General features: G+C 47.2%; 25 protein-coding genes and 1 riboswitch. Of the genes, 10 read left to right on the forward strand and 15 right to left on the reverse strand.

Annotation, left to right across the window (positions count from 1 at the left end; genetic code table 11):
• The first annotated feature begins 358 nt into the window (after window positions 1-358).
• From corA to DFP97_RS25565, 5 genes are all read left to right on the forward strand, one after another.
• Window positions 359-1,294 carry a magnesium/cobalt transporter CorA gene (corA, locus tag DFP97_RS25545; protein ID WP_114383504.1) on the forward strand — a complete coding sequence of 312 codons (936 nt, stop codon included), beginning with the start codon at window positions 359-361 and terminating at the stop codon, window positions 1,292-1,294.
• Between the two features lie 155 nt (window positions 1,295-1,449).
• Entirely contained in the window at window positions 1,450-2,352 is a 903-nt protein-coding gene (locus DFP97_RS25550; protein WP_114383505.1) for a LysR family transcriptional regulator, read from the forward strand.
• A 33-nt stretch (window positions 2,353-2,385) separates the two neighbouring features.
• Window positions 2,386-3,195 (forward strand): histidinol-phosphatase, encoded by an 810-nt coding sequence (locus DFP97_RS25555; RefSeq protein WP_114383506.1) that lies wholly within the window; start codon window positions 2,386-2,388, stop codon window positions 3,193-3,195.
• A gap of 156 nt (window positions 3,196-3,351) precedes the next feature.
• Complete coding sequence (locus DFP97_RS25560) at window positions 3,352-4,197, forward strand: DMT family transporter (protein WP_114383507.1); 846 nt, start codon at window positions 3,352-3,354, stop codon at window positions 4,195-4,197.
• 144 nt (window positions 4,198-4,341) lie between these two features.
• Window positions 4,342-4,650: a winged helix-turn-helix transcriptional regulator gene (locus DFP97_RS25565; protein WP_114383508.1), complete on the forward strand. Its 309-nt coding sequence runs from the start codon at window positions 4,342-4,344 to the stop codon at window positions 4,648-4,650.
• Window positions 4,651-4,853: 203 nt separating this feature from the next.
• Here the strand turns inward: DFP97_RS25565 and sdhB are convergent, their stop codons facing one another.
• The 3 genes from sdhB to DFP97_RS25580 are packed head-to-tail and all read right to left on the reverse strand — an operon-like array spanning window position 4,854 to window position 8,074.
• Complete coding sequence (sdhB, locus tag DFP97_RS25570; protein WP_114383509.1) at window positions 4,854-5,618, reverse strand: succinate dehydrogenase iron-sulfur subunit; 765 nt, start codon at window positions 5,616-5,618, stop codon at window positions 4,854-4,856.
• A 2-nt stretch (window positions 5,619-5,620) separates the two neighbouring features.
• The gene (gene sdhA, locus DFP97_RS25575; protein ID WP_114383510.1) at window positions 5,621-7,378 is read right to left on the reverse strand and encodes a succinate dehydrogenase flavoprotein subunit; all 1,758 of its coding nucleotides are present in this window, start codon (window positions 7,376-7,378) and stop codon (window positions 5,621-5,623) included.
• 24 nt (window positions 7,379-7,402) lie between these two features.
• Window positions 7,403-8,074: a succinate dehydrogenase cytochrome b558 subunit gene (locus DFP97_RS25580; RefSeq protein WP_114383511.1), complete on the reverse strand. Its 672-nt coding sequence runs from the start codon at window positions 8,072-8,074 to the stop codon at window positions 7,403-7,405.
• A 226-nt stretch (window positions 8,075-8,300) separates the two neighbouring features.
• Between DFP97_RS25580 and DFP97_RS25585 the strand changes: the two genes are divergently transcribed.
• Window positions 8,301-9,209, forward strand: coding sequence for a LysR family transcriptional regulator (locus DFP97_RS25585; protein WP_114383512.1), 909 nt, complete (start codon window positions 8,301-8,303; stop codon window positions 9,207-9,209).
• A gap of 59 nt (window positions 9,210-9,268) precedes the next feature.
• On the opposite strand, the gene DFP97_RS25590 is transcribed toward DFP97_RS25585, so the two are convergent.
• Window positions 9,269-9,931 (reverse strand): potassium channel family protein, encoded by a 663-nt coding sequence (locus DFP97_RS25590; protein ID WP_114383561.1) that lies wholly within the window; start codon window positions 9,929-9,931, stop codon window positions 9,269-9,271.
• An 18-nt stretch (window positions 9,932-9,949) separates the two neighbouring features.
• Entirely contained in the window at window positions 9,950-11,290 is a 1,341-nt protein-coding gene (locus tag DFP97_RS25595; protein WP_114383513.1) for a TrkH family potassium uptake protein, read from the reverse strand.
• A gap of 91 nt (window positions 11,291-11,381) precedes the next feature.
• Window positions 11,382-11,582, reverse strand: a riboswitch (cyclic di-AMP (ydaO/yuaA leader).
• Window positions 11,583-11,827: 245 nt separating this feature from the next.
• Here DFP97_RS25595 and DFP97_RS25600 point away from each other — a divergent pair.
• On the forward strand, window positions 11,828-13,453 hold the full coding sequence (locus tag DFP97_RS25600) for a CPBP family intramembrane glutamic endopeptidase (protein WP_181873674.1): 1,626 nt from the start codon (window positions 11,828-11,830) through the stop codon (window positions 13,451-13,453).
• On the opposite strand, the gene uvrC is transcribed toward DFP97_RS25600, so the two are convergent.
• Window positions 13,422-15,311, reverse strand: a complete 1,890-nt coding sequence (uvrC, locus tag DFP97_RS25605; RefSeq protein ID WP_114383515.1) for an excinuclease ABC subunit UvrC — start codon at window positions 15,309-15,311, stop codon at window positions 13,422-13,424. The two genes, DFP97_RS25600 and uvrC, sit on opposite strands and share 32 nt — an antisense overlap.
• Window positions 15,312-15,516: 205 nt before the next feature.
• Between uvrC and DFP97_RS25610 the strand changes: the two genes are divergently transcribed.
• Window positions 15,517-15,666, forward strand: a complete 150-nt coding sequence (locus tag DFP97_RS25610; protein WP_114383516.1) for a YqzM family protein — start codon at window positions 15,517-15,519, stop codon at window positions 15,664-15,666.
• Between the two features lie 67 nt (window positions 15,667-15,733).
• On the opposite strand, the gene DFP97_RS25615 is transcribed toward DFP97_RS25610, so the two are convergent.
• The 7 genes from DFP97_RS25615 to DFP97_RS25645 form a co-directional block, all read right to left on the reverse strand.
• Window positions 15,734-15,976: a YezD family protein gene (locus tag DFP97_RS25615; RefSeq protein WP_114383517.1), complete on the reverse strand. Its 243-nt coding sequence runs from the start codon at window positions 15,974-15,976 to the stop codon at window positions 15,734-15,736.
• 26 nt (window positions 15,977-16,002) lie between these two features.
• Window positions 16,003-16,887 carry a sulfate ABC transporter permease subunit CysW gene (gene cysW / locus DFP97_RS25620; RefSeq protein WP_114383518.1) on the reverse strand — a complete coding sequence of 295 codons (885 nt, stop codon included), beginning with the start codon at window positions 16,885-16,887 and terminating at the stop codon, window positions 16,003-16,005.
• A 54-nt stretch (window positions 16,888-16,941) separates the two neighbouring features.
• Complete coding sequence (cysT, locus tag DFP97_RS25625) at window positions 16,942-17,775, reverse strand: sulfate ABC transporter permease subunit CysT (protein WP_114383519.1); 834 nt, start codon at window positions 17,773-17,775, stop codon at window positions 16,942-16,944.
• Window positions 17,776-17,809: 34 nt separating this feature from the next.
• Window positions 17,810-18,925, reverse strand: coding sequence for a sulfate ABC transporter substrate-binding protein (locus tag DFP97_RS25630; protein ID WP_114383520.1), 1,116 nt, complete (start codon window positions 18,923-18,925; stop codon window positions 17,810-17,812).
• 287 nt (window positions 18,926-19,212) lie between these two features.
• Window positions 19,213-20,172, reverse strand: coding sequence for a primosomal protein DnaI (gene dnaI / locus DFP97_RS25635; RefSeq protein ID WP_114383521.1), 960 nt, complete (start codon window positions 20,170-20,172; stop codon window positions 19,213-19,215).
• 18 nt (window positions 20,173-20,190) lie between these two features.
• The gene (locus tag DFP97_RS25640) at window positions 20,191-21,732 is read right to left on the reverse strand and encodes a replication initiation and membrane attachment family protein (protein ID WP_114383522.1); all 1,542 of its coding nucleotides are present in this window, start codon (window positions 21,730-21,732) and stop codon (window positions 20,191-20,193) included.
• 105 nt (window positions 21,733-21,837) lie between these two features.
• Window positions 21,838-22,128 (reverse strand): YuiB family protein, encoded by a 291-nt coding sequence (locus tag DFP97_RS25645; RefSeq protein WP_114383523.1) that lies wholly within the window; start codon window positions 22,126-22,128, stop codon window positions 21,838-21,840.
• Between the two features lie 164 nt (window positions 22,129-22,292).
• Between DFP97_RS25645 and hemQ the strand changes: the two genes are divergently transcribed.
• Window positions 22,293-23,039, forward strand: a complete 747-nt coding sequence (gene hemQ / locus DFP97_RS25650) for a hydrogen peroxide-dependent heme synthase (protein ID WP_114383524.1) — start codon at window positions 22,293-22,295, stop codon at window positions 23,037-23,039.
• Between the two features lie 87 nt (window positions 23,040-23,126).
• Here the strand turns inward: hemQ and DFP97_RS25655 are convergent, their stop codons facing one another.
• Together DFP97_RS25655 and DFP97_RS25660 are read right to left on the reverse strand one after the other, a co-directional pair.
• Window positions 23,127-23,393, reverse strand: a complete 267-nt coding sequence (locus tag DFP97_RS25655) for a hypothetical protein (RefSeq protein WP_114383525.1) — start codon at window positions 23,391-23,393, stop codon at window positions 23,127-23,129.
• The gene (locus tag DFP97_RS25660; RefSeq protein ID WP_114383526.1) at window positions 23,393-24,586 is read right to left on the reverse strand and encodes an NAD(P)/FAD-dependent oxidoreductase; all 1,194 of its coding nucleotides are present in this window, start codon (window positions 24,584-24,586) and stop codon (window positions 23,393-23,395) included. Before DFP97_RS25660 ends, DFP97_RS25655 begins: the two co-directional genes overlap by 1 nt.
• 326 nt (window positions 24,587-24,912) lie before the next feature.
• Here DFP97_RS25660 and DFP97_RS25665 point away from each other — a divergent pair, with 326 nt between their 5' ends.
• On the forward strand, window positions 24,913-25,914 hold the full coding sequence (locus DFP97_RS25665; RefSeq protein WP_114383527.1) for an NAD(P)/FAD-dependent oxidoreductase: 1,002 nt from the start codon (window positions 24,913-24,915) through the stop codon (window positions 25,912-25,914).
• Window positions 25,915-26,095: the final 181 nt, after the last annotated feature.

Raw genomic sequence — 26,095 nt, forward strand, 5'->3', positions numbered from 1 at the left:
ATAACTTTAATGCATTCCGTTAGTGGCGTCAAGAACCGACTTTGCATGTGCTGACTTTAAAGATGAATAAAGGTTGTTTTTATGCTTGAATGTAAAGCTTAAGCGGGAGTATACTAGACAAGAATTAGAACATTATTCGACTAATAAAGGAGTGCAAACGTGCATGGAAGGCGACCGACCGAAGCCGGAAACATACCGAATATGGTTACTGCCGGTTCATCGTGAGCCGGGGCTTCGTCCGCATGCTGTGCCGTGTGCTCAGTTTTGATGACTGAATCAAGCGGCTAGCGGTCAGCTACGCCCCGGGATTCCCTATCAGCCGGCAGTCTCCTCTAAAGAATGAAAGGAGTAACTGCTGATGAAAATCCGTCTTGTTAACAATGGGGTTTTTACCCCGATCGAAGATATTGCGCAAACGTTAGCCCCTGCACATGCGGGATTTTATTGGATTGATGCCGATGTGGAGGACCTTGCCGTTCTTCAGCCTCTATTCGGCATGCATGATCTGGCTGTGGAGGATTGCCTCAGCGAGGAGGAGCAGCGACCAAAGATCGAAATTTATGAAAGCCATTATTTTATCGTTATTAACAGCATTCGTTTTGATGATGAAGAAATTTTTCTGCGCGCGCTGAATATTTTTCTCGGCCGTCACTTTATTATAACGGTTACGAAGCAGAAAATTAACGAGCTCCGTTCGTTAAAGCCTCTGTTATGGGAGCAAGAGGTAAGCCGTCCAGATTATTTCTTGTATCACCTCGTCGACATTGTCGTCGATAACTACTTCCTCGTCGGTGACCGGATCGATAACCGGATCGAAACGCTGGAAGAAGACATTTTGATGCACACCAAGAAATCGCATCTGAACGAAATTATCGGCTTGCGCGGGGAAATTTTGTGGCTCAAGAAGGTGCTTGGTCCACAGCGCGACGTTATCGCTACACTTAATAAGAAAGACTTAAAGCTTATTGACGACCAGCTGCAAAAATATTTTAGCGACATATACGAAAATGCATTGAAAATTGCCGAGTCTTTTGACACATACCGCGACCTAATGGGTAACTTACGTGAAGCTTACCAGTCGAGTGTCTCCAACCGTGCCAATGAGATTATGCGCGTGTTTACCGCCATTACGACGATTTTCATGCCGCTCACCTTTATTACAGGAATATATGGAATGAACTTCGACTTCATACCGGGACTGCATCTCCGGATGGGATCTTACATTTTACTCGGTATTATGCTTCTGCTTGGCATAGGCATGTTTTTCATTTTCCGCAAAAAGGAATGGTTATAAAGCCACTTTTATACTTTAATAGGGTTGGGCTGCACACGCTGGGGCAATTGATGTCTCATGCGGGTACAGCCCTTTTATTTTGCTGTAGCCACATATATCCTCTATAATGGATAAATACTTATTTGTCATCTTGTAATAATGAAAGGGGGATTGACGTGAACATTAGCCAGCTTGAAACACTCCTTACGATTTCCAAAACGATGAGCTTCCGAAAAGCCGGCGAATTGCTAAACCTGACTCAGCCTGCTGTATCGGCGCAAATCAAAAGTCTGGAGGATGAGTTCAAGACGGTCCTTATCGATCGTAATCAACCAGTCACCTTAACCGATCACGGAAAAGTTTTTTTGGAGCATGCGGAAAAAATGCTGACGATAGTAGAAGAGTTAAAGCAGAAGCTGTCCGATTTAAATTTAACGCCGCAAGGCCATATTTTACTTGGAACGACGTCATCGATCGCCATACAAATATTGCCTCGCGTATTGTCCTATTTTCAAAATCAATTTCCGTTAATAAAAACAACAATTCATTCCATGCCGTCGTCACAGGTTATGACCTGCGTCGAGAACGGCTCTGTCGATATCGGTATTACATACTTAACCGAAAAAAATCCAAATACCACCTCTTCCGTCCTTTATTATGATACATTCGAGCTTGTTGTATCACCGTCTCACCCAATGAGCAAACTGACACATACTACGGTGGATACGCTTAAGGATATCCCCATGATTATGCTCGCTCCGGATACGCTCGGCCGCAAATTTGTCGATCAAATATTCCGTAAATACAACATCCAGCCCAATATTGTAATGGAACTCTCGAGCAGCGAGGAAATAAAACGGATGGTTGAGATCAATCTTGGAGCCGCTGTCGTATCGAAGCTTTCGATTGCAAACGAGCTTCGTCTTGGCACGTTAAAAATGATTAAAGTCAATGAATTGGAAACGAGCCATCCCGTCGGAGTCGTTTATAAATCCGGCCGTTATTTGAATACAGCGATGCAGCAATTCCTTAGCGACCTGAAGGGGATGCCGGAGCACCAATTCATAAGCAGTGAATAGACAGACACAGACAGCAGATAAGGAGAGATTCCAATGAAATTCGACTTACACACCCACCACGTGAGATGCGGTCATGCCGATGGCACTATCGAGGATTACATCATCGCAGGCATAGATGCCGGTCTTCAAGTCATCGGCATCTCTGATCACTCCCCTTATTTCTATCATAAGGAAGATCATCCGTCGCCCGGGATAGCTATGGCGAGAAGCGCGTTTGCTGGCTATGTCAATGAAGTGCTGCGATTAAAAGAAAAATACGACGGTACAATCGAGGTTTTGCTCGGTATGGAATCCGATTTTTTCCCTGACTATGCGGACAGTTATCGGAAAGCTTATGAAGGTGTGCCTTTCGATTATTTGATCGGCTCCGTGCATCAGGTAGGCGGTGTCAGCATTTTTAATCGAAATCGCTGGAAAGGCTTGAAAGAGGAGCAGCAAGTCAAGGTGAAAAAAAGCTATTACGACCTGATTCAGCAATCGGCACGCAGCGGCATGTTCGATATTTTGGGTCATATCGATGCGATGAAAGGATATTATCCTGCATTTTCAGACATTCCCGCCTATGAGCATATCGATGAAACGCTGCAAACGATTGCCGATTGCGGGATTTCCATCGAGATTAACACTTCTGGCAGCACAAAGGATGTCGGCGGATGGTATCCATCGGATGATATGTTGGAGCGGGCTCTACATTTCGGAGTGAATGTAACGTTCGGATCAGATGCTCATGTGCCGAGCAGAGTCGGCGATGAGTGGGAGCTGGTGCAGAAGCGGTTGAAGGAAATCGGATTCTCGCAGTGGGTATTTTACCGCAAGCGTGAACAAGTCGTCGTTCCTCTATAAAAAAGGGTATGAAGACAAAAAAAGTGGACCTGCACGTCGCAGGTCCCAAAGGATATATTAAAAAGGGGGTCTTGTTTATTATAATAGCCCACTAATGTAATGAGACGATAACAGAACTATTTCATTTGTGTAACAAATTTGAGGAGATGGACATCCATGTGGCTCATCATAGCCATCAGCAGCGCAATTTCATTTGGACTAGCAGGCTGGTGGATGAAAGTATCACAAATGCGCGGCGGCTCGACGAGAGTGCTGCTGTTTGGCTTATATGCTTCAGGAACGCTCGGCTTCGGCGTCCATTCAGCACTGGAAGGGACATTAACGATGCTTGCGGATTCAAATGTATGGATTGCCGGCTTCATTATCGGAGCAGGCTCTGCCTGGGGAAATGCACTATTTATGAAAGCATTGCATTACGGCCCCGCTAGCTTAACGTCCCCCCTAACGAATATGAATGTTATATTGGTGATTGCATTAGCAACGTGGTGGTACAAAGAGCCGCTAAGCGCTTCTGAAGCGGTCGGTATTACATTATTGCTGCTTGCTGTCATCTTTATTGCCCATAAACGGAAAGAACCGCTTACCATTACAGAGAAGCGCTGGTTTGTTCTCGTCGGTTTGGCCATTATTTTATTCGCATTGCGAAATGGCGGCTTGAAAGTCACGGACGAGCTTGGCCTGCCAAGCGCACCGATATTATTCATCGCTTATGCGCTTTCACTATCCTGGTTTCTTCTCCCGGTTAAATATGTTGAAAAGCGTTCCTCCAAACTTACCGGATTGTGGTTTGGACTAATCGCTGGACTATTTTCCTACGGTGGGCTACAGCTGTACGCTGTCGCGCTGTCTACCGGCCAAGCCAATCTTGCTGCGCCTATTTTTGCAACAAACAGCCTTGTCGTCGCAATAGGTGCCATTGCCGTCTATAAAGAGAAGCTGACCTTTATGCAGTGGACAGCCTTTGGCTGCACCTTACTCGGATTAATCATTATCCGGGTATGAGGTGTAAACCTCCCTGCATTCTCCAGTCTAACTTTTGTATAGTAAATATATATTTGTAAAAAATGAACGTATTCCCACTGAAATGAACTTACTTTTAGTTTGTTCATATGCTACAATGTAAATACAAAAAGCGGGGTGATACGGTTGGATTATTCGACAATGTGCCCAAAGTATGAAGCCGCGGCCGACATATTAGGTAAGAAATGGACTGGCAGAATCATTCGGGTGTTGCTTGGAGGACCAAAGCGGTTCAAAGAAATTAAAGAGCAAATCCCCGAAATGAGCGACAAAATGCTTACGGACCGTATGAAAGAACTAGAAACATTAACCATAATTAAACGTCAAGTGTACCCTGAAATGCCCGTACGTATTGAGTACGAGCTAACCTGCAAGGGACATGAGCTTGAACCAGTCATTGAGTCTATCCAAAAATGGGGCGAACAATGGATGTAGAATAAGAAACCGCTGAGGCGGTTTTTTTATTTTAGGCTATTTTTAATTCCTCCAACAACACGCGCTGGAAAGGCGCGAATGACAATTGAGCAACATTTGACAAAAGAATATCCATGCTCTATCATTGAGAATAATAATCAATATCATATAGAATCAAAAAAGAAACCCCCGATTCACGAGGGGGCTCCATCTGTTCGATCGGTCTACATACCCAACCATTTCTTGAACAAGTGCTTTGTTGTATCTTTGTTGATCGCTGCAATAGACGTCGTAAGCGGAATGCCTTTCGGACATGAGCGGACGCAGTTTTGCGAGTTGCCGCAGCCTTCGATACCGCCATCGGACATAAGCGCTTCCAGACGTTCTTCTTGGTTCATCTCACCTGTCGGGTGAGCATTGAACAAGCGAACCTGGGAAATAGCTGCAGGACCGATAAAGCTGGTGCGATCGTTCACATTCGGACATGCTTCAAGGCAAACGCCGCAAGTCATACATTTGGAAAGCTCGTACGCCCATTGGCGCTTCGTTTCCGCCATGCGCGGTCCTGGCCCGAGATCATACGTACCATCGATCGGGATCCATGCTTTCACTCGTTTTAGTGCGTTGAACATACGCTCACGGTTAATGACAAGATCACGTACAACAGGGAACGTACGCATCGGCTCAAGACGAATCGGCTGCTCCAGCTTATCAACCAGGGCGCTGCACGCTTGGCGGGGCTTCCCGTTAATGACCATGGAACATGCGCCGCAAACTTCTTCCAAGCAGTTCGAATCCCAGCACACAGGTGCCGTTCCAGTACCGTCTGCCTTTTTCGGATTCCGCTGAATTTCCATCAGGCCGCTAATAACATTCATGTTCGCGCGGTAAGGAATTTCGAACTCTTCCGTGTAAGGCTTCGAATCAGGAGTATCTTGACGCGTGATGATAAACTTAACCGTTTTTGTTGCGACAGTTGTTTCAGCCATCGTTATTCTCCTTTCTTCTTGTCGGATGAGTAGTCACGTTTACGAGGCTTAATAAGACTAACGTCAATATCCTCGTATGAAATTTTTGGTCCTTCTGCCGTCCATTTCGCAATCGTAGATTTCATGAATTGATCGTCGTCACGATCCGGGAATTCCGGCTTGTAGTGAGCGCCACGGCTTTCGTTACGCAACAGAGCACCCAATGTCATCGCTTCGGAAAGCTCAAGCATATTCCACAGTTGGCGGGTGAAGGCAACGCCGGCGTTGTTCCAAGCAGCCGTATCGTTGATGTTAATATTTTTGTAGCGCTGTTTGAGTTCTTTAATCTTATTTATCGTAGCTTCCAGCTTATCGTTAAAGCGAACGACGGTCATGTTGTTCGTCATCCATTCGCCAAGCTCTTTATGGATTACATAAGCATTTTCGTTGCCGTTCATGTTGAGAATGCTGTTGTATTTGTCCGTTTGACGCTTGGTCTCACGATCGAATACGGACGATGCAACATCTTCAGCCGATTTTTTCAGGCCTTTAATGTACTCGACTGCTTTCGGTCCGGCTACCATACCGCCATAGATTGCGGACAGCAAGGAATTTGCTCCAAGGCGGTTCGCGCCGTGGTATTGATATTCGCATTCGCCGGCTGCAAACAAACCGGGAATGTTCGTCATTTGATTGTAATCGACCCACATGCCGCCCATCGAATAGTGAACCGCAGGGAAGATCTTCATCGGGATTTTGCGTGGATCGTCGCCCATGAACTTCTCATAGATTTCGATGATGCCGCCAAGCTTAACGTCAAGCTCCTTCGGATCTTTATGAGACAAGTCAAGGTAAACCATGTTTTCCTGATTGATGCCAAGCTTTTGATCGACACAGACGCTGAAAATTTCGCGTGTTGCAATGTCACGAGGAACAAGGTTGCCGTACGCCGGATATTTTTCTTCAAGGAAGTACCATGGCTTACCGTCTTTGTAAGTCCAGATACGGCCGCCCTCGCCGCGCGCTGATTCGGACATCAAGCGCAGCTTGTCGTCGCCCGGAATAGCTGTCGGGTGAATTTGAATGAACTCGCCGTTCGCGTAATTAACGCCTTGCTGGTAAACAGCGCTCGCAGCTGTACCTGTGTTAATAACAGAGTTCGTTGTTTTGCCGAAAATAATGCCGGGACCGCCTGATGCAAGAATAACCGCATCCGCACGAACCGTGTGAACTTCCATCGAGCGCAAATCCTGTGCTGATACACCGCGGCAAACGCCGTCATCGTCAACGACTGCGCCAAGGAATTCCCAGTGTTCAAACTTGTTGACCAGTCCGGCCGCTTCCCAGCGGCGCACTTGCTCATCCAGTGCATACAGCAATTGCTGGCCTGTCGTTGCACCGGCGAATGCCGTGCGCGAATGCTTCGTGCCGCCGAAACGGCGGAAGTCGAGTAAACCTTCGGAAGTACGGCTGAACATAACGCCCATCCGGTCCATTAAGTGAATAATGCCTGGTGCAGCATCGCACATTGCTTTAACCGGCGGCTGATTCGCGAGGAAGTCTCCGCCGTATACGGTATCGTCGAAATGCTCCCATGGGGAATCGCCTTCCCCTTTCGTATTAACCGCGCCGTTGATGCCGCCCTGCGCGCATACGGAATGGGAACGCTTAACCGGCACAAGAGAAAACAGATCAACGTGCACGCCTGCTTCTGCCGCTTTTATGGTAGCCATCAAGCCGGCAAGTCCGCCGCCAACGATGATAATTTTATTTTTAGCCATAACGTTTCGCTCCTTGTCTTCAAACTAACCGATATTCGTCCATGCCAGTGCGCTGCTTGCAGCTTCCTTAAATTCATCGCCGCTAAAAGCGATGAGCGATAGAATAAACAGCGCCGAAACGACAACAAAAACGCCCATACAAATGTAGGAAGAAATGCGCTGCGCTCTAGGTCCTATTGTAATGCCCCAGCTGACCAGAAATGCCCATAGACCGTTACTGAAATGGAATACGGCTGCAAGAACACCAATGACATAAAGCACGAAATAAACGGGGCTGCTTGCGATAAGATTCATCGTCGAGCCTAGCTCCTCATGCGTAATATTGCCGAGATAAACCTGCATACGGGTCTGATACACATGCCAGAACACGAAAACAAAGGTAATTACCCCTGTTACCCTTTGCGCTGTAAATGCCCAGTTCCTCCCGTATTGGAAGCGTCCCGTATTAGAGTTCGATTGGTATGCGACGTATAAGCCGTAAATTCCATGGAACAATAGCGGGAGGTAAATACCGAAAATCTCAAGCAAAACTAGCGCAGGCAAGCTGTTAATAAATTGAACGCCTTTGCTGAAGCCTTCAGGTCCCCGTTCAAAAGCCTGATAATTCGTCAACCCGTGCACAACGATAAACCCGCCTAGCGGGATGATCCCTAGAAGCGAGTGAAGCTTGCGCGAGAAATACGAGTTTCCATTCATGTCATTCCTTCTCCTTTCAAGACTGTGAGTGCTTTCTTACGTTTTTTTAACAAATCATTCTACATTGTAACCCCAGCATGTACCTCCGTCAACAAAATCCGACATACAGTCGACACACAGCCGACACACGTTAGTCACACTTCCCATCCTACTCCTTTTCAGCTTATAATGGAATTGCTTATTTTTTATAATTTCTTATAACATAATGACATAAGGGGTTCCTGCAATGAATGAAGAAATGCATGTATTCACGGTTATTGTCGAGCAGTCGAGCATGAACAAAGCGTCTGCGCTGCTCAACTTGTCTCAGCCTGCGCTCTCACGCAAAATCGCCAAGCTCGAGCAAGAAATAGGCGCCCCATTGTTTCGCCGCATTGGCAAACGTCTTGAGCTAACCCGGATCGGACAGCTTACCTACGAATATGCCATTGAGCTGCGTCAGCTGCATCGCAAATACTTGCAAACGGTCTCCGAGTTTACAGCTACTGGACATACTTCGCTGACGATTGGCGCAAGCTTAACAACGCTGCAGACGACGCTGCCTGATCTCATTCAAACGCTAACCTCTGCCCATCCGGAAATCGATATCAAAGCAGTTACAGGCAAGACGCATGAGATCGTATCACTTGTCCGTGATCATAAAGCCGATATCGGCATCGTTGCCTCCAGTATTGAGGATTCAACACTCCGGTGCATTCCTTTATTCGATGATCACTTATCGCTTGTGCTGCCCCGCAATCAGGTTATTACCGATAAAGGAACGCTCGGTATTCAAGACTTGACCGGAATGCCGATGATTTTGTTCTCCAAAGGAACATGGTACCGCCTGTTAACGGATGAGCTGTTCGATAAATATCATCTGCAGCCGGATGTGCGAATGGAAATCGATTCTTTTGAAGCGATACTGCGCTTGCTGCATACGTGCCGGGCGGCTACGCTGCTCCCTCAATCCTATATGCGTCACCAGCTGCTTGAGGATAACGACCTCCTTGTCGTAACGATTCGCGAGCTGGCGGATACGAAGCGCACGACATCGCTTATCCACGCTGATTCGGCAGCTCTAAGTCCATCCATCCGTCTATGGATCAATGAAATTGCGGCTCGTTTTCCAACTCAAAAGGACAGCAGCTATTAACATAGCTACTGTCCTTTATCATTTCCAATATTACACTTATTGAATCCACTGCGCGTATTCTACCGGATGACGGTCGCTTCAAATTGTTCGATCTGATCATTCGTTCCGATAATTACCATAACATCGCGCTCAGTAAGCACATCTGTAGCCGTAGGGGCGATAATGATGCCGCCTGGCTTATTGATCGCCACGATGCTGCAGCCGAATCTGGCACGCGGATTGAGGTCATGCAGCGACTTTCCGTTCAAGCACTGCGGTACAGCGAGCTCCGCAATTGTATATTCCTTGGAAAGCTCTATATAATCCAGCAAGTTAGGCGATACGAGCTGATGTGCGACTCGGATGCCCATGTCACGTTCCGGATACACGACACGATCTACCCCAATTTTCTCGAGCACACGCCCATGCAATTCGCTCATTGCCTTCGCAACTACTTTCTTGACGCCTAGATCCTTAAGCAAAATCGTCGTTAAAATACTAGCCTGAATGTCGTCACCGATCGCAACGACACCGCAATCAAAGTTCCGTACGCCTAATGAGCGAAGAGTCTCCTCATCCGTACAGTCGGCGGATACCGAATAGGTGAGCACGTTGCTCATTTCCTGAACTGCTTCTTCGTCTTTATCAATGCCGAGCACCTCATACCCGAGCTGAATCAGCTCCCTGCCCAGGCTAGACCCGAATCTTCCCAAACCTACAATAACAAACTGATTTTTCTTTATCCCCACTTGCCAATTCCCCTATCCGATTGTAATTTTACCTTCAGGATGCCGGTACAGTTCTTTTTCTGTGCGGGGCCCGAGCGCGTATGCGAGCGTTAACGGGCCAAGCCGTCCGGCAAACATCGTGAATGCGATAATTATTTTCCCGACATATGACAATTCAGGAGTGACTCCGACCGAAAGACCGACCGTACCGAACGCGGATGTCGCTTCAAACAATAATTTAATAAACGCTTGATCTTCTGTCGTCGACAGCACCATCGTTACTACAATTACAAGTGCCAGTGATATTAACGTAATCGTCAATGCTTTGAAAATCCGGTCTTTGCCGAGTCTGTAGCGGAACAGCACAATATCGTCGCGGCCGCGAATCATCGCTATGACGGCACCGATCAGCGTCGTGAAGGTGGTCGTCTTAATGCCGCCTCCCGTCGATCCTGGTGATGCGCCGATAAACATTAATATTATAGTGAAAAATACGGTCGCTTGACGCAGTGCGGTATAATCGAGCGTATTAACGCCAGCTGTACGCGGCGTAATTGACTGGAAAAACGAGGACATTATTTTACCGCCCCAGTCAAGAGAACCAAGCGTCTTTGTATTTGAAAACTCGAATATAAAGATAACGATCGTACCGACAGCAATTAAAGTGCCCGTCATTGAAAGAACAACTTTGCTATGGAGTGAAAGTTTACGATTTTTGCGATATTCCATAAGATCTGCCATGACAATGAATCCAAGTCCGCCGGTAATGATAAGCAGCATGGCTGTTACATTCACGATTGGATCGGATACGTATAGGGTTAAGCTGCGATATTCACCGAAAATATCAAACCCAGCGTTATTGAATAATGAGACTGCATGGAATGCGCCGAAAAATAACGCTTTGCCAAGCGGCATATCGAAAGCAAATCGGAATGAAAAGAGCGCTGCTCCGATAAGTTCTATCGTTATCGAGTATATGAGGACCCGCCGAATCAAGCGCACGATGCCTTCCATGCTCGTCTGATTCATCGCCTCCTGCAGCAAGAGCCGTTCTCTAAGAGAAATCCGTTTGCGGAGCACGAGCGCTATGAGCGTCGCCATCGTCATGAATCCAAGCCCGCCAAGCTGAAAAAGACACATTAATACAATTTGACCCGGTACCGAAAAATATGTCCCTGTATCTACGACGACGAGCCCGGTTACACAAGTAGCCGATGTCGCCGTGAACAACGCATCGAGAAACGGCAGCTGCTGACCGCTCGCGGATGCGAAAGGCATGGATAATAAAATTGCGCCCAGCAATATGATCAGTGCAAATCCGCTGACCAGTATTCGCGGCGGTGACCACTTTAAGACATTCGAACTCAATTTCATCTTTCAACCTTCTTCTGTAATTTTCTCAGTGCTATCAAGCAAATATTAGGCACAAAAAAAAGCACTGGAAACTCAAGTGCTCTGTGCGATGAGTCCTGTTCCAATACGCCTACGAGGTTAGCTGACGGATTCGGGCCTGGACAGGCAGCCCTATTCGGCGGTTAGAGACGAGTCTCTCCCGCAAAAATTCACCCCATGCCGCCGAAAGAGAACAGCCCTATCAGCCTATTCATCCATTTCGACAACTTTATGGTTCCCCCGATTTCCTTAAGAAATTCGGCTGTACTATTCAATTAGTATGACGTTAACGATTATAATCCCAAAGCTGCCTTAATTCAAAGCAGGCATTAAGCACAAATGGGACGATTTTGGACCGAAATCGGGCATCGCGTTACGGCAGCAAGCATCAGGCTTGTCGGATATCGTTATTTCGCTTGTTTTTGAAAATAAACGATCTTTTTCATTGGATAATTTAGGGATTAGTGTGATAAGGTAATAAAATAAGATATGCAATTTAAAGATACTCGAGGTGAACCAATGATTGATTCAATCAAGCCTAATGAATGGAAACGTTTTCTGTGGGTTGCGATTGCTTGCTTCATGATTTATGTAGGTCTTGAAATCGTCCCGATGATTGCGTCTATTGCATCAGGCGAGTACGACACCAATGTAATTGAAAAGTCTGCTGCCGAGGAGCACGCTGCTTCATTCGCTGAAGAGCAAACCGGACTTGAGGTTACATCGGCTAAAGCTGTGCACCAGACCGATAAATTGATGAACGGTTATTTATCGAAGGAAAAACTTGTCAAAACGTATACGGATCAATATGATGAACGCTTTCCGACGGATACCTATCAGGTCGATCTGGAATTTGCAGAAGGCGGAAGCGGTTTCGTTTATGTACATATGCAGAAGGAAAGAATCATTTCGTGGAACTTTCTATTAGACGGTGAACAATTACCTGATGACGAAAAGACCGCTCAGGTGCTTACTTTCTTGACCAGTCAAGGCTTCCGCTCAGAAGAACTGCAAACGGGTAAAATCGTTGAAAACGGGGAGTGGAACGGACAGCCCGCCGGCTACAGCTTGAATGATGCTTCGCTCAACGTGCAAGTGAACGTGCTGTCTATCGGGAATAAAGCTGTTATAACCAAATATAAAGCTGCTTTTACAGCTCCACCCGATTACATCAAATATGTGAAGCGTCAAGATAAACTAGCCGGGTTCCTGACCGGGTTCGGTTATATTTTCATGAGTTTTGTTTTATTCGTACTAGCCATTATTTATGCAGTTCTGTATCGGAAATTCATGTCGTTTAAATACGGAATTGTACTTACGGTTGTATTTTTCATTACCTATATCATCATGAACCTGAATATCCTGGACGGCATACGGGCATCGCTGGGCGAAACGGGAATGGCTGACCAAACCGTGCTCATAACCGCGATCTTCACCGTCTTGCTCACGATACCGATGGCAGGATCCATTTATATTTCGCTAGTGGCGGGAGACGGGCTGTGGAAAGCGCAGGGACGCGCATTGTGGCCGCGCTTCGGACAGCCGGGGTATGGCGACTATGTTTGGCGAAGCATGGGGTTATCTTATATGTTCGCCATCATTCTGTTCGCTCTGCAGGCTGTTATTTTTATCGGTTTGAAGTTTACGATCGGTACTTGGGATACGACAGATGTAACTCAGTCTCCTTATAACATGAAGATTCTATGGTTGATGCCTGTACTCGCATGGGCGGCTGCTATATCTGAAGAAGCCGTGTTTCGGCTTTTCGGAATCGGGCTGTTCCGCAGATGGTTCAAGAACACCTTTGCCGCAGCGCTCCTTCCGACGTTTTTCTGGGCGCTCGGTCACGTCATGTATCCGTTCTATCCTTCCTCTACGAGGCTGATCGAGCTGATGATTATCGGACTTGTGTTCAGCTTCATATTTGTAAGATACGGATTCATAACGTCGATGTTCACGCACGCTATTTTTAACAGCGCTGCCGTTGGCATTTCCTTGTTAACAATCGGTACAGCGCCAAACATCGTTTCAGCCATTTTCTTCACTGTACTGCCTTTGCTGATCGCCTATGCAATCAGGTTCATGGACAACAAAAAAAAGGCGAAACCGTCAGCTATGACGGCTCCTCCCTTAGAGCTGCAATAATTTGTGAAGCCAGCTTATCACCTATAGATAGAGGCCGGAAGTCTTCGACTGAGGCCTCTTTTATTTTTTTAATGGAGCCAAAATGCTTTAACAGAAGCTTGCGCCGCTTCTCCCCTATGCCCGGTATTGAATCGAGCTTCGATTCAATCATAGACTTGCCGCGCTGCTCGCGGTGGAATGTAATCGCAAACCGGTGAACCTCATCTTGAATGCGCTGGAGCAAATAAAATTCTTGGCTGTCCCGGGGCAGCGGCACGATCTCGGCTGGATCGCCGGTCATCAGTTGTGCCGTCTTATGCTTCGCATCCTTCACAAGCCCGCATACGGGAATGAACAGGCCAAGCTCATTCTCGAGCACATCAAGCGCTGCCGATATTTGCCCCTTACCGCCGTCGACAACGATTAAGTCAGGCTGAATAAGATCTTCCTTCAGAACCCGCTCATAGCGGCGGCGTATAACCTCGCGCATCGTTTCGTAATCGTCGGGGCCTTGCACGGTTTTCACTTTATATTTGCGGTATTCCTTGCGGTCAGGCTTGCCATCTGTGAATACGACCATCGCGGATACGGGGTTCGTTCCTTGAATGTTAGAGTTATCAAACGCCTCAATGCGGCGTACTTCTTCCAAGCCCAGCCATCCGGCTAACGATTCAGACGCCTTAACGCTACGTTCCTCATCGCGTTCGATTAGACGGAACTTCTCGTCAAGCATAACCTTTGCATTGTCTGCGGCCATTGAAACGACCTCGCTCTTGCGTCCGCGCTGAGGCATAAGCACTTTAACCTTCAGCCAGCTGTGAAGCGAAGCGATAACATCGTCGGCTCTTGATCCGGCCCCCTCTTCTGCTGCATCTTGCTCCACTTGATCTTGCTCCGGCGGAAGCGGCAGCAGGATTTGCTTCGGCAGGGCCGGATTATCGCTGTAGTACTGCGTCACGAACGTCATGAAATCATCATACGCTTCGCCATAATAGGGGAAGGTCGTCCCGTGACGTTCGATCAGCTTACCTTTGCGCATGTACAAGATTTGAACGCACATCCAGCCCTTATCGACCGCATAACCGAATACGTCACGGTCAAGCGCATCCGACATCGTAATCTTCTGCTTCTCCATGACCGCATCAATGGCGATAAGCTGATCCCTGAACTCCTTCGCCCGTTCGAATTCAAGCTGCTCGGCCGCCTCTGCCATCTTTCGCTGCAGTTCTATCTTTACAACGTCCTGTCCCCCGTTAAGGAACCGCGTAATTTCCTGTATCATCTTATCATAATCTGCCTGCTCCACCTCAAATTCGCATGGCGCAATGCATTGTCCCAAATGATAATAAAGGCAAACCTTGTCCGGCAGTGTCTTGCATTTGCGCAGCGGATATAGACGATCAAGCAGCTTTTTCGTCTGCTGCGCCGCAAACGCATTCGGATAGGGACCGAAATATTTCCCCTTATCCTTGACGATACGCCGGGTCACCTCAAGCTTTGGATGCTTTTCGTTCGTTATTTTTATATAAGGAAAAGATTTATCGTCCTTCAGAAGGACGTTGTAACGCGGATGGTGCTGCTTAATTAAATTACATTCAAGAATGAGTGCTTCCATATTGCTGGATGTGACAATAAACTCGAAATCGCGAATTTCAGATACGAGGCGCTGCGTCTTACCGTTATGGCTGCCGTTAAAATAGGACCGCACCCGATTTTTGAGCACCTTTGCTTTACCGACATAAATGATAACGCCTTCGCTGTTTTTCATTAAATAACAGCCTGGTTGATCCGGGAGCAAAGCTAGTTTGTTCCGTATCGTCTCCTTTGCTTCTGCAAGCATCTGCTCCGCCTGCAGCCGATCCGTTTGCTGTTCTTCCATGCTCTCGCCTCCGACTGCCATAAGATACTGTTCACATTTTAGCATAATTGGACTGCATTTTGTCTTATAATTGTCACCGGTATTAGCTTTACAACTGTTCGGCTGTTTGGGTATACTAATAAAAGCTGAATAAACCGATACTACATAGAGACGACCGCTTTAGGTTGTGACTGAAACGATCGGTCTTTCAAGGAGGACGTCAACGATGGAAAACGTAAGAGACCCGCGCGAGCATTTTAATGAAGAACCTCGCCACGACTTGATGGATGTCGTATTCGGCTTTGGCGGTATGCTCGGTTTTATGACCGTCATTTTCGCAATTGCCGTTATCGTGAAATTCATCATTAGCGGTTAAAAAAAAGCTCCGTACTCGCGGCCAATGCCGGAGTTCGGAGCTTTTTTTAGGTTCGCGGATGAAACCGCTATTGGACGATACGCAGCGCTTCGCTTGCAGCTTGGCTTTCACGCTGTTTGGATTGTTGCTGCTCCGACTCGGACGGATTTCGTTTTTGGGAGGGCCCATCATATCTCGTTCTCTCCGTCCGGTCAATTTGCACGATTCTTCCATCATGAACGGTAATCGTAACATGCCCATAATGTATGCCGCTTACCTGATCTGCGATTCGCTCCAACCATTGCTGATCCACTTCAAACGGTTTTGCCATTCGAAACCCCTCCAACTTTAAATATTTTACTCGGATTCAAATGCTGGTTTTTGCTGGCTTGACTTCCATTCCACGATACTTTTCACGATTAAGGTCAGTACCGCTAACATGACAAGTAAAGAAGCAACCGCAAATGATGCGGAAAATTGATACTCATTATACAAAATTTCAATATGAAGCGGCAGCGTATTCGTTTCTCCGCGAATATGACCGGATACGACGGACACGGCGCCGAATTCGCCCATCGCACGAGCGTTGCATAAAATGACTCCGTATAACAATCCCCATTTGATATTAGGAAGCGTTACCTTCCAAAAGATTTGCCAGCCCTTTGCCCCTAGGCTCACAGCTGCCTCCTCCTCCTGCACGCCCTGCGCCTGCATGAGCGGAATAAGCTCACGGGCGACGAACGGTACAGTCACGAAGACAGTTGCGAGCACAATGCCCGGTACAGCAAATACAATTTGAATATCCCGTTCGTCAAGCCATGGCCCCAAAAATCCTTGCGCTCCAAACAGCAGCACATAAATCATACCGGATATGACGGGTGATACTGCAAAAGGCAAATCGATTAGCGTAATAAGTATATTTTTGCCGCGAAAACGGAACTTGCTAATTGCCCACGCCGCCGCGATGCCAAAGATTGTATTTACGGGAACGGCAATTAACGCGACGATCAGCGTTAGCCTCAGTGCCGACAAGGCGTCCGGATCTGTAATTGAATCCATATAGACGCCTACGCCCTTTTTGAACGCTTCGACAAATACCGACGCAAGCGGCAGCAGGACGATAAATCCGAGAAACAATATTGCGATCCCAATGAGCAGCCATTGCACGGGCGCCGGTTCTGTTATATGCCGCGGACGTTTCGATGCTTTTTCTGATGTATGAACGGTTATTGCTCCAGCCATTTGAGCTTCCTCCTAAAGTTTTGTGCAACAAAACCCGCTTCGTAGGTATTTGCTTTAATCTGATACTGTGCGGCGATTCATTCGCCACTGCAGTATATTGATAAGAAGCAACATAAGGAAAGACACAACGAGCAAAACTAATGCAATTGCAGTAGCACCGGCATAATCATATTGCTCCAGCTTAGTCATAATAAGCAGCGGCGTAATTTCCGTCTTCAGCGGCATGTTGCCGGATATGAAGACGACCGAGCCGTATTCACCTATTCCTCTTGCAAATGCCAGCGCGAACCCGGTTAATAAAGCCGGCATAAGCTCAGGCAGTACGACCTTCCAAAACGTCCGCAGCCGATAAGCTCCCAGCATGACCGCGGCTTCTTCCGTCTCTTTCTCCATGTCCTGCAGCACGGGCTGCACGGTTCGAACGACAAACGGAAGTCCGATAAAGATGAGCGCGATTGTAATTCCGATTGGCGAGTAAGCAACCTTTACGCCGAGCGGCTCTAAGATCGACCCGATCCAGCCGTTAGGCGCATAAATGGCGGTTAATGCAATACCGGCAACAGCGGTCGGAAGTGCAAACGGCAGGTCTACCAAACTATCAATCAGCTTTTTACCGGGAAAACGATACCGAACGAGCACCCATGCGATCAATAAGCCGAACACAGCATTTACAAGCCCTGCCAAAAAGGCTGTTGTGAAGCTAACGCGGTAAGAAGCTAATACACGCGCATTCGTCACCGTGCTCCAAAACTCTGACCAGCTGAGCTCTGCCGTTTTGAAAAAAACGGCAGCCAGCGGGATTAATACGATAATACTCAAGTAGAACAATGTGAATCCAAGCGACAAACCAAAACCCGGCAGTACGTTACGGGGCTTGGAACCTTTCATGTGAAGTCAGCTCCAGTCTTCTTCAAATCTTACCTTATGATCCCGGTGTGTAAATTTTGTCAAAGACCCCGCCGTCAGCAAAGTGTTTCGATTGCGCTTCTTTCCAGCCGCCAAAATCCTTGTCGATCGACAGCAATTCAAGCTCTTTAAATTGATCTTTATATTTCGCGGCTATTGCTTCGGAAATGGGACGATAATAGTTTTTCGCTGCGATTTCTTGACCTTCTTCTGTGTACAAATATTTCAGGTATGCTTCTGCAACTTCACGGGTGCCGCGCTCATCAACCACCTTGTCAACGACAGCTACAGGAGGCTCCGCCAAGATGCTAAGTGAGGGATATACGATTTCGAATTTGTCCGGGCCAAGCTCATTGATCGAAAGAAATGCTTCGTTTTCCCAAGCGAGCAATACGTCGCCGATTCCGCGTTCTACGAATGTTGTTGTTGATCCGCGGGCGCCTGAGTCTAAAACTGGCACGTGCTTAAACAATTCAGCTACAAACTCCTGTGCTTTTGCCTCATCGTTACCGTTTTGCTTCAGCGCATAGCCCCATGCAGCAAGATAGTTCCAGCGGGCGCCGCCTGATGTTTTCGGATTTGGTGTAATTACTTCAACCTTATCCTTGATCAAATCGTTCCAGTCTTTAATGCCTTTCGGATTGCCTTTGCGAACAAGGAATACGATTGTTGATGTATAAGGCGAGCTGTTGTGCTCGAATTTTGACTGCCAATCCGAATTGATCAATCCAGGCTCCGTGATGGCGTCAATATCATACCCGAGCGCCAACGTAACTACGTCCGCTTTTAAACCGTCGATAACGGCACGGCCTTGTTTACCTGAACCGCCATGCGATTGTTTAATCGTTACTTCTTGACCCGTTTCAGCTTTCCAGTGCTTAGCGAATGCTTCATTAAATTCTACATAAAGCTCACGGGTCGGGTCATACGATACGTTCAGCAGCTCAACTGGAGGCTTAGGCTTTTCTTTAGACGCCTCTTCGGTTGCCGGAGCGTTCGTCACGTTTGTTCCGTTTGCAGGTTTATTGGATTGTTTGTTTGCCGCATTGCTGCCTCCTTGACCGCAAGCAGCCAATAAAAGCGTTAATACCAAAATGATAACAATGGATCGAACATGAGTAATTTTCTTCATACTTCCATACACCCCTTTTAATATGACAGGCTTCTAGAAACAATTATGCTATGTGTATTAGCAACAATGTTTCCTTGTCAAATAGGTGTCAACTCCGGTGGTCCGGTCGTAAAACAATTATTCCTACCTGTTTAGTTGGTTATGGATGAATCTTACCAGCGCTCCCCGCTAGCTGTCAATACTAAATTTCAAAAAAAATAATAAGTATTATAAAAAAGCTTTATAATTCGAACAAAAAAAGAGGTGCATAAATGCACCTCTCCTAACCTTATAAATTCATATAATTGCTATTTTCTTCGTCCGCGCTTGTTTTCTCCTGTAACCATTACAACCTCTACATAAGGCCGTATACGGTCCATTATGCGCTGTCCTTTGTGCAGCTCGTCGCCATCCTTGCTCGTGAAGCTGAAATGCCGCTCAAGCGCATCCAGCTCATAATTGGAGGTATAGAACGTCGGCTTTCGCTGCATCCGGTAGTTCAGGATTGCGCCCAGAACGTGGTCACGCACCCAAGGGTTTAAATTTTCCGCACCCATATCGTCAAAGATAAGAAGATCGGTTTCCTTCATCATCTCAACTGTTTCTTTCAGCTTGCCCGGCTCATGCATAAGCGTCTTTAAATCCTCAACAAAATCAGGCATGTAGACGATAACACCGGAATAGCCGGCCTTCGCCAGCTCATGAAGCAGATAGCACATCAAAAATGTCTTTCCTGTCCCGAACCGCCCTGCTAAGTAAAGTCCTTCTTCCTGCAGGCCATACTCCTTCGTCCGGTCGATATACCGCAGCACTTGGCCAACTGCCTTCGCGCGCTCCATGTCATTGGTCAAAATCTCATCGGATGAATAGCCGCGCTGCAGCGCCTTTTCATCAATATAGAAGCTGCGGATGCGGCTTCGGATCTGGTCTTCGCCTTGGCGGGCGATAAACTTCTTGCACGCGACCTTACGGTCATAAAGCTGTGTATGACCGTTCACCGTATCAGAGCTCAGCAGCGTATAATGGCCTTCAAAGTCATTGGGGCACTTCTCAAGTCCCGGGCAATTCGAACAGTTCCGATACTCCGTAACATATTGATATACGCGATTAAGGTTGAGACGGATCGTCCGCTCATCCAGCTCCGGATATTTCGTTCGCAGCTTCTCGACAAGCGGTTCTGAGAGCATCTCCGCCAGCTTATGATCCGCCTTTTCCGTTATGGCTTGACCCGTCGGCCAAGATTTCAGCATTTCACCCAATGATTCCATCGTCCGCTCCCCCCCATCCTATAATTTCCCGTCTAATTTGCGCGCTAGCTTGCGCAGCTCCTCAAGCTCATCGGCCGATACAGCCGAAGCCGGCTGTCCTTCCTCTACGATCGGAATCGATGGCTTACGCGAAGTACCGCGGTTATTTCCACCGCTGCGGCCGTTCCCCTTGGCGCCGTTATATGCGCCTCCGCCCGCTCCGCCGAAGCTGGCTGCCGCTTCCTTCCGGCGTTCCTTCTCTTGCTCAACCTGCGCTTGCTCTCTTACATACTGCACGGCCTTCTCAAATGTATCAATTTGCTTCACAAGCATGTTCGACGCTACTGCGTCGAGAAATGTCTTCGTGACCCGCTGCGCATCGTTAGCTCCAATAACATAATGAATAAGGACGTTTATGACCGGTGCTGCCAGCTTATAGTTCAAATCAATTCGTTCAAAAACCCGTTCTATCCAATCCGGTACCGCGCCAGGAAAAAAGCGCTGCAGAAACCGGGTATGCGGCTCATTGCGCATAAGCATGTTGTATTGCTGTATATCGCAGCGGCCAAGCAGCTGATTAGGCACCTGCAAATAATCTTGCTCCTGAACCTCGTATTCCTCGTCCAATTCTTCCGAATCGAACGGTTCACTCGTGGTAACTGGAGTTCGTGCAAGCGTACGCTGCCGATCGCCCTCCCGCTTCTTGTCCTGCCGGTAAAACTGGTTGGCCCGCAGCTGTATCTCATCGACATTTAATTGACCGTTATCGCTGAATATGCCGTCCTCATCGAGCAGCCGGCACAAGTCGGCTACGGTTAAATTGTATTTATAAGCGACATAATTAACCTGTGCCAGCTGCTCTTCATCACCGCGCAGCCGTTCAACAAAACGACGGTTCGCCGAATTACGCGGGAATCGCAAAATAATTTCACCGTATGGAATACCGGCTGTCGCAAGTGTCGACCGGGCTGATGCTTGCCGCGATGGCGCAACCTCAGTGAGCGCTTGCTCAAGCTCATTATCGACTGACTGCAGGTTAAGCTTAAATAGCTCATAAAAAGGTACCGATATGTTTTCTTTCGTCAATTGCGCTTGCGCCAGCTCATCCGGCTCGTTTGCGCCAAACGATTCTCGCAGCGAAATAACCGCATATTTGCCTACCTTGTCGCGAAGGAGCATCGTCAAATGCATGTTGCGAAAAAACTCAGCAGGCGAGAGCGGCTGCGCCAGCTCGTATTCATATATAACATCCGCATTGTCAGGCAAGCCGAGCCGCGATGTCTGCAGTAAGCCGACAGCTTCAAGCTTGGATGCCTGATCAATCAAATGCTTGCGGCTGCGCTCGTTCATTTCCAGCCCTAAACCAAGGAACAGCTTCCGTTGCGGTTCCAGCGGCGAATAGCCTGAGCAACCTTCTGCAATGCCGTGATACAACTGCTGATATAAGGCAACCGCAAATGCGCCAATCATCGGCTGATAGATTAGCGATAGCATTTTATAGTCCAGACTGCTTAGCGAAAAATCACGAAATATGTAATAACGGTGATGTTCCGTGTACTGCAATATATTATTGATGCGCATCGCACCAGCTCCATCCCTTACTTTCTATCTATCATTTTAGCATAAAAACAACGCTCCGGGACGAGTCGAAAAATAGAAAAATCCCCCGGATGAGGGATTTTTATTTTAGAACATTTTATAGCCGCCTTTACGCAGCGCTTGAATTGCCCAGCCGCTTACATAAGCGCCAACGAGCGCTCCGATTACAGGTATGTAATCAACGACCGTATAATGAGCGAAGTTTTCTATCGTCGCTGACGCTGTTTTATCCCAAGGCGCCCATATCCCGAGCGGAATTAATACGATAATAAATAGATAAAGCGGGAACCAGGTTGTTTTTAACAGCATATTCAAGATAAAGCCGATGCCAAACATCATGACCAGAAACAGCACCGTCGCTATAATTAATTGAAGCATCCAAACTTCCCCTTTCAGACTCTCGTTTCTTAGTTTAATTAATGGTACTTCGGAAGTCAATTAGATGTGGACAAATGTCACAAGACCGCCATTTGCTCAGCTTAGCCCGGTTACGATACAATAGTTGGAGCATCATTAAGGAGCTTGAGAGGAGCATTTATCCAATGAGTGAAGCAGCACAAACGTTAGAAGGCTGGTACGCGCTGCATGATTTCCGCAGCATTGATTGGACCGCATGGCGCTTAGCCGATGAAAGTGAGCGCAGCCGTGCGCTGGACGAGCTGCAATCGTTTTTGCAGCAATGGACTGAGCTGGAGGAAAATAAACAAGGCAGCACCGCCGTTTACTCTGTAGTCGGCCAAAAGGCAGACTTCGTATTCATGCATTTGCGTGAAACGTTAGAGGACTTGAGCGCTATCGAGACTGCGTTCAACAAAACGACTTTCGCGAGCTTCACCTACCCTGTACATTCTTATGTGAGTGTCGTGGAGCTAAGCAACTACATGGCACAGCCAGGCACTGATCCGATGCAAAATCCGGACATTATCGCGAGATTGAAGCCTACTTTGCCCAAAGCAAACCACATCTGCTTCTATCCGATGAACAAACGCCGCGAAGGAAACGACAACTGGTATATGCTCAGCATGGATGAGCGCCGTACTATGATGCGCAGCCACGGCATGATTGGCCGTCAATACGCGGGTAAAGTAAAACAAATCATTACCGGCTCTGTCGGTTTTGACAATTGGGAATGGGGCGTTACGCTCTTTGCAGACGATGCGCTTCAGTTCAAAAAGCTTATTTACGAAATGCGCTTTGACGAAGTAAGCGCGCGTTTCGCAGACTTCGGCGACTTCTACGTCGGCAATCTGCTGAACAGCGAGAAGTTCGCTGCATTACTTCAGCTATAGAGCGATCAGATAACACCCGTTTATTAAAAAAAGGCTTTCGCCGTTGAACAGCACAACATGCTGTTAACAAGCGAAAGCCTTTTATCGTTAGTGATCGTCTTCCTCGTCTTCCTCATCTAAACCGAGCCGCTTTGCCTCCAAATACTCCTGGGTAGCTCTATCGCGCTCGCGCCCTTTGTCCTTCAGCCTTTCGATTGCCGGCTGAATGAGCAGGTCAACTTCTTTTTGCACCGTATAAGCCAAGTCATACCGATTTTGCGATTCTAGAAAGGAACCGACTTCCATCAATGCGTTGTAACGATCAAGCTCGTCTCTCGTTAGCAGTCCGCGGACTTGTACGCTGCAGTGTCTCATTATAGAAATTTCCCTTTACGCAGAACGAGCGGAATGCCGCCGATAATGAACAGGTAACGAATATCGATCAATTTTTTCAGCCATGCTGCTACGCGGCCTTTATATTTTTTACCGAAAGCGATACCGATCGCTTCGCCTTTACCAAGCGATGCTACTGTACCTTTGTTGCTGAACGTAAAACCTTTCAGCGGTTGATTGCGGATCGAAGCTACAAGGTTGTGCGCGCATACTACGCCTTGTTGCATTGCGATTTGTGCTGTCGGCGGGTATGGACGGCCTTCCGGATTAAACATCAGCGAGTTGTCGCCGACGATGTAAATATTATCATTGCCTGGAGCACGAAGGAACTCATCAACTTTTACCCGTCCCCGCATCGTTTCGAAGCCAGCTTCTTCAATTAGACGGTTACCGCGAATACCGCCGGTCCAAATAACAGTTGAAGATTTGATTTCTTCGCCTTCGCCTACGATAACGCCTTCCGGCGAGCATTCTTTGATGGCAGTGCCAATGCGGAATGTTACACCTTTTTTCGTCAATACATCCATGCCGTATTGAACCAGCTCAGGATCGAAGCCAGGAAGTGCTGTTGGAGCAGCTTCAATATTGTAAATTTTCACGAGTGCCGGATCTACGTCGAACTGCTTGCACAGCTCAGGGATACGATCGGAAAGCTCGCCAACAAACTCGATGCCTGTGAAGCCTGCGCCGCCAACAATGAACGTCAAGTAGTCCGTGCGGTGCGGTTCGCGTTTGAAACGTGCGAATTGGTACTCGATATGTTCACGGATTAAGCGAACAGAGTTAATGCTGCGGATGTTCATGGCATGCTCGCCAAGACCCGGGATACCGAAAGTTTCCGGCTCGCCGCCAAGTCCGATAACCAAATAATCATAAGACAGTGTGCCGTCTTCAAGAATAACTTTTTTGTCCTGCGGACGAATTTGTACAACTGTCGATTTAACGAAATCAATTTTAAATTCATCGATCAATTTGGAGATGCTCACGCGGGCATTTTCAGGATTATCCGTACCAGCTGCAGGCATATGAAGATGTGTCGTAATGTAGTGATAATCATGCTTATTAACCAACGTTACGTCAGCTTCATTGTAATTTAGTTCTTTTTGCAAACGAAGCGCGGTCAAAATGCCGCCGTAGCCCGCTCCAAGAATAACGATTTTAGGTATGTTACTCATCTCGTGATCCCATCCATTCTTTTGTCTTTTTATTTACATTGTGAAAAAATACACAAGCTAAACCGTAAAATTAGAATGATAATTACAGTGTGTTCCATTTGAAGCCCTTTTATCAATGAGACGCTGGCTATAGTTTCGACAATTCGCTATCTTTGCAGCCAGTCTCATGCTTAACATACATCAGAAATATTACATAGTTTTCGAGAAAAGTTCAAGTGCAAATTATACGAAAATGTTTAGAACTCCATACAAATTAATTATTTCCTTCTTCGCACACGAAAGTTTATAATAAAAATCGTAAAGTTTATTAAGTGGAGGTGGCAACATTGTCTAATGCTGAAACACCCGTAAACCCTGTCGATATCGTCATTATCGGAGGAGGCCCTGCAGGTTTATTCGCTGCTTTCTATGGCGGAATGCGCCAAGCATCGGTCAAACTAATCGAGAGCATGCCGCAGCTGGGCGGTCAGCTTGCAGCGCTTTATCCTGAAAAATATATTTATGACGTCGCTGGTTTTCCAAAAGTTACAGCTCAAGAGCTGGTAGACCGTTTGATAGAGCAGCTCGAGCATTTTAAACCGGAAATTTGTTTGGAGGAAAAGGTTGCTAACGTCATCAAGCATGACGAACGCCTCTTTGAAATTGTTACTGACAAAACAACCCATTATGCAAAAGCTGTTATTATAACTGCCGGAGTAGGCGCATTTGAGCCCCGCCGTCTGGAATTGCCGGAAGCATCGAAGTTCGAGAAGAAGAATCTCCACTACTTTGTAGGCGATTTGAAGCGCTTCAAGGGACAGAAGGTATTAATTAGCGGCGGGGGCGACTCTGCGGTTGACTGGGCGCTCATGCTGGAACCGATAGCAGAAAGCGTAACGCTCATTCATCGCCGTGATAAATTCCGGGCGCACGAGCATAGCGTAGAAAACCTTATGAATTCAAAGGTCAAAGTACTGACGCCAAAAGAGATAATTGCGCTTCACGGTAATGACAGCATTCATAAAGTAACCTTAAGCGATGTAAAAACGAAAGAAACCTTTGAACTTGACGTCGATGCGGTCATTGTAAATTTTGGCTTCGTATCGTCGCTCGGGCCGATCGCGGATTGGGGCATTAATATTCAAAGCGGATCGATCGTTGTCGATACACGGATGGAGACAAGCATTTCCGGAATCTTTGCTGCAGGCGATATTACTACCTACCCGGGCAAACTTAAGCTAATTGCCGTCGGCTTCGGCGAAGCGCCAACCGCTATCAACAATGCGAAAGTATATGTTGACCCGGAAGCAAAGCTTTCCCCCGGACACAGCAGCAATATGAAGCTTTAATCATTATTATTTAAAAAATAAACATAAAGGGTATCCTAACCTTGGCGGAGTCATAACCTGCACCTACTGCATTCATATGCGCGGTGCGCCGAGGAGGATACCCTTATGTTTTGTCCAGTGTGTAACGGAATTCAAACCTTACAAGGAAGCTGTTCCTTCTGTGCAGGAACAGTGGTCGATT

Origin of the sequence: Paenibacillus prosopidis, from assembly GCF_003337375.1 — a bacterium.
GTDB classification, from domain to species: domain Bacteria; phylum Bacillota; class Bacilli; order Paenibacillales; family Paenibacillaceae; genus Pristimantibacillus; species Pristimantibacillus prosopidis.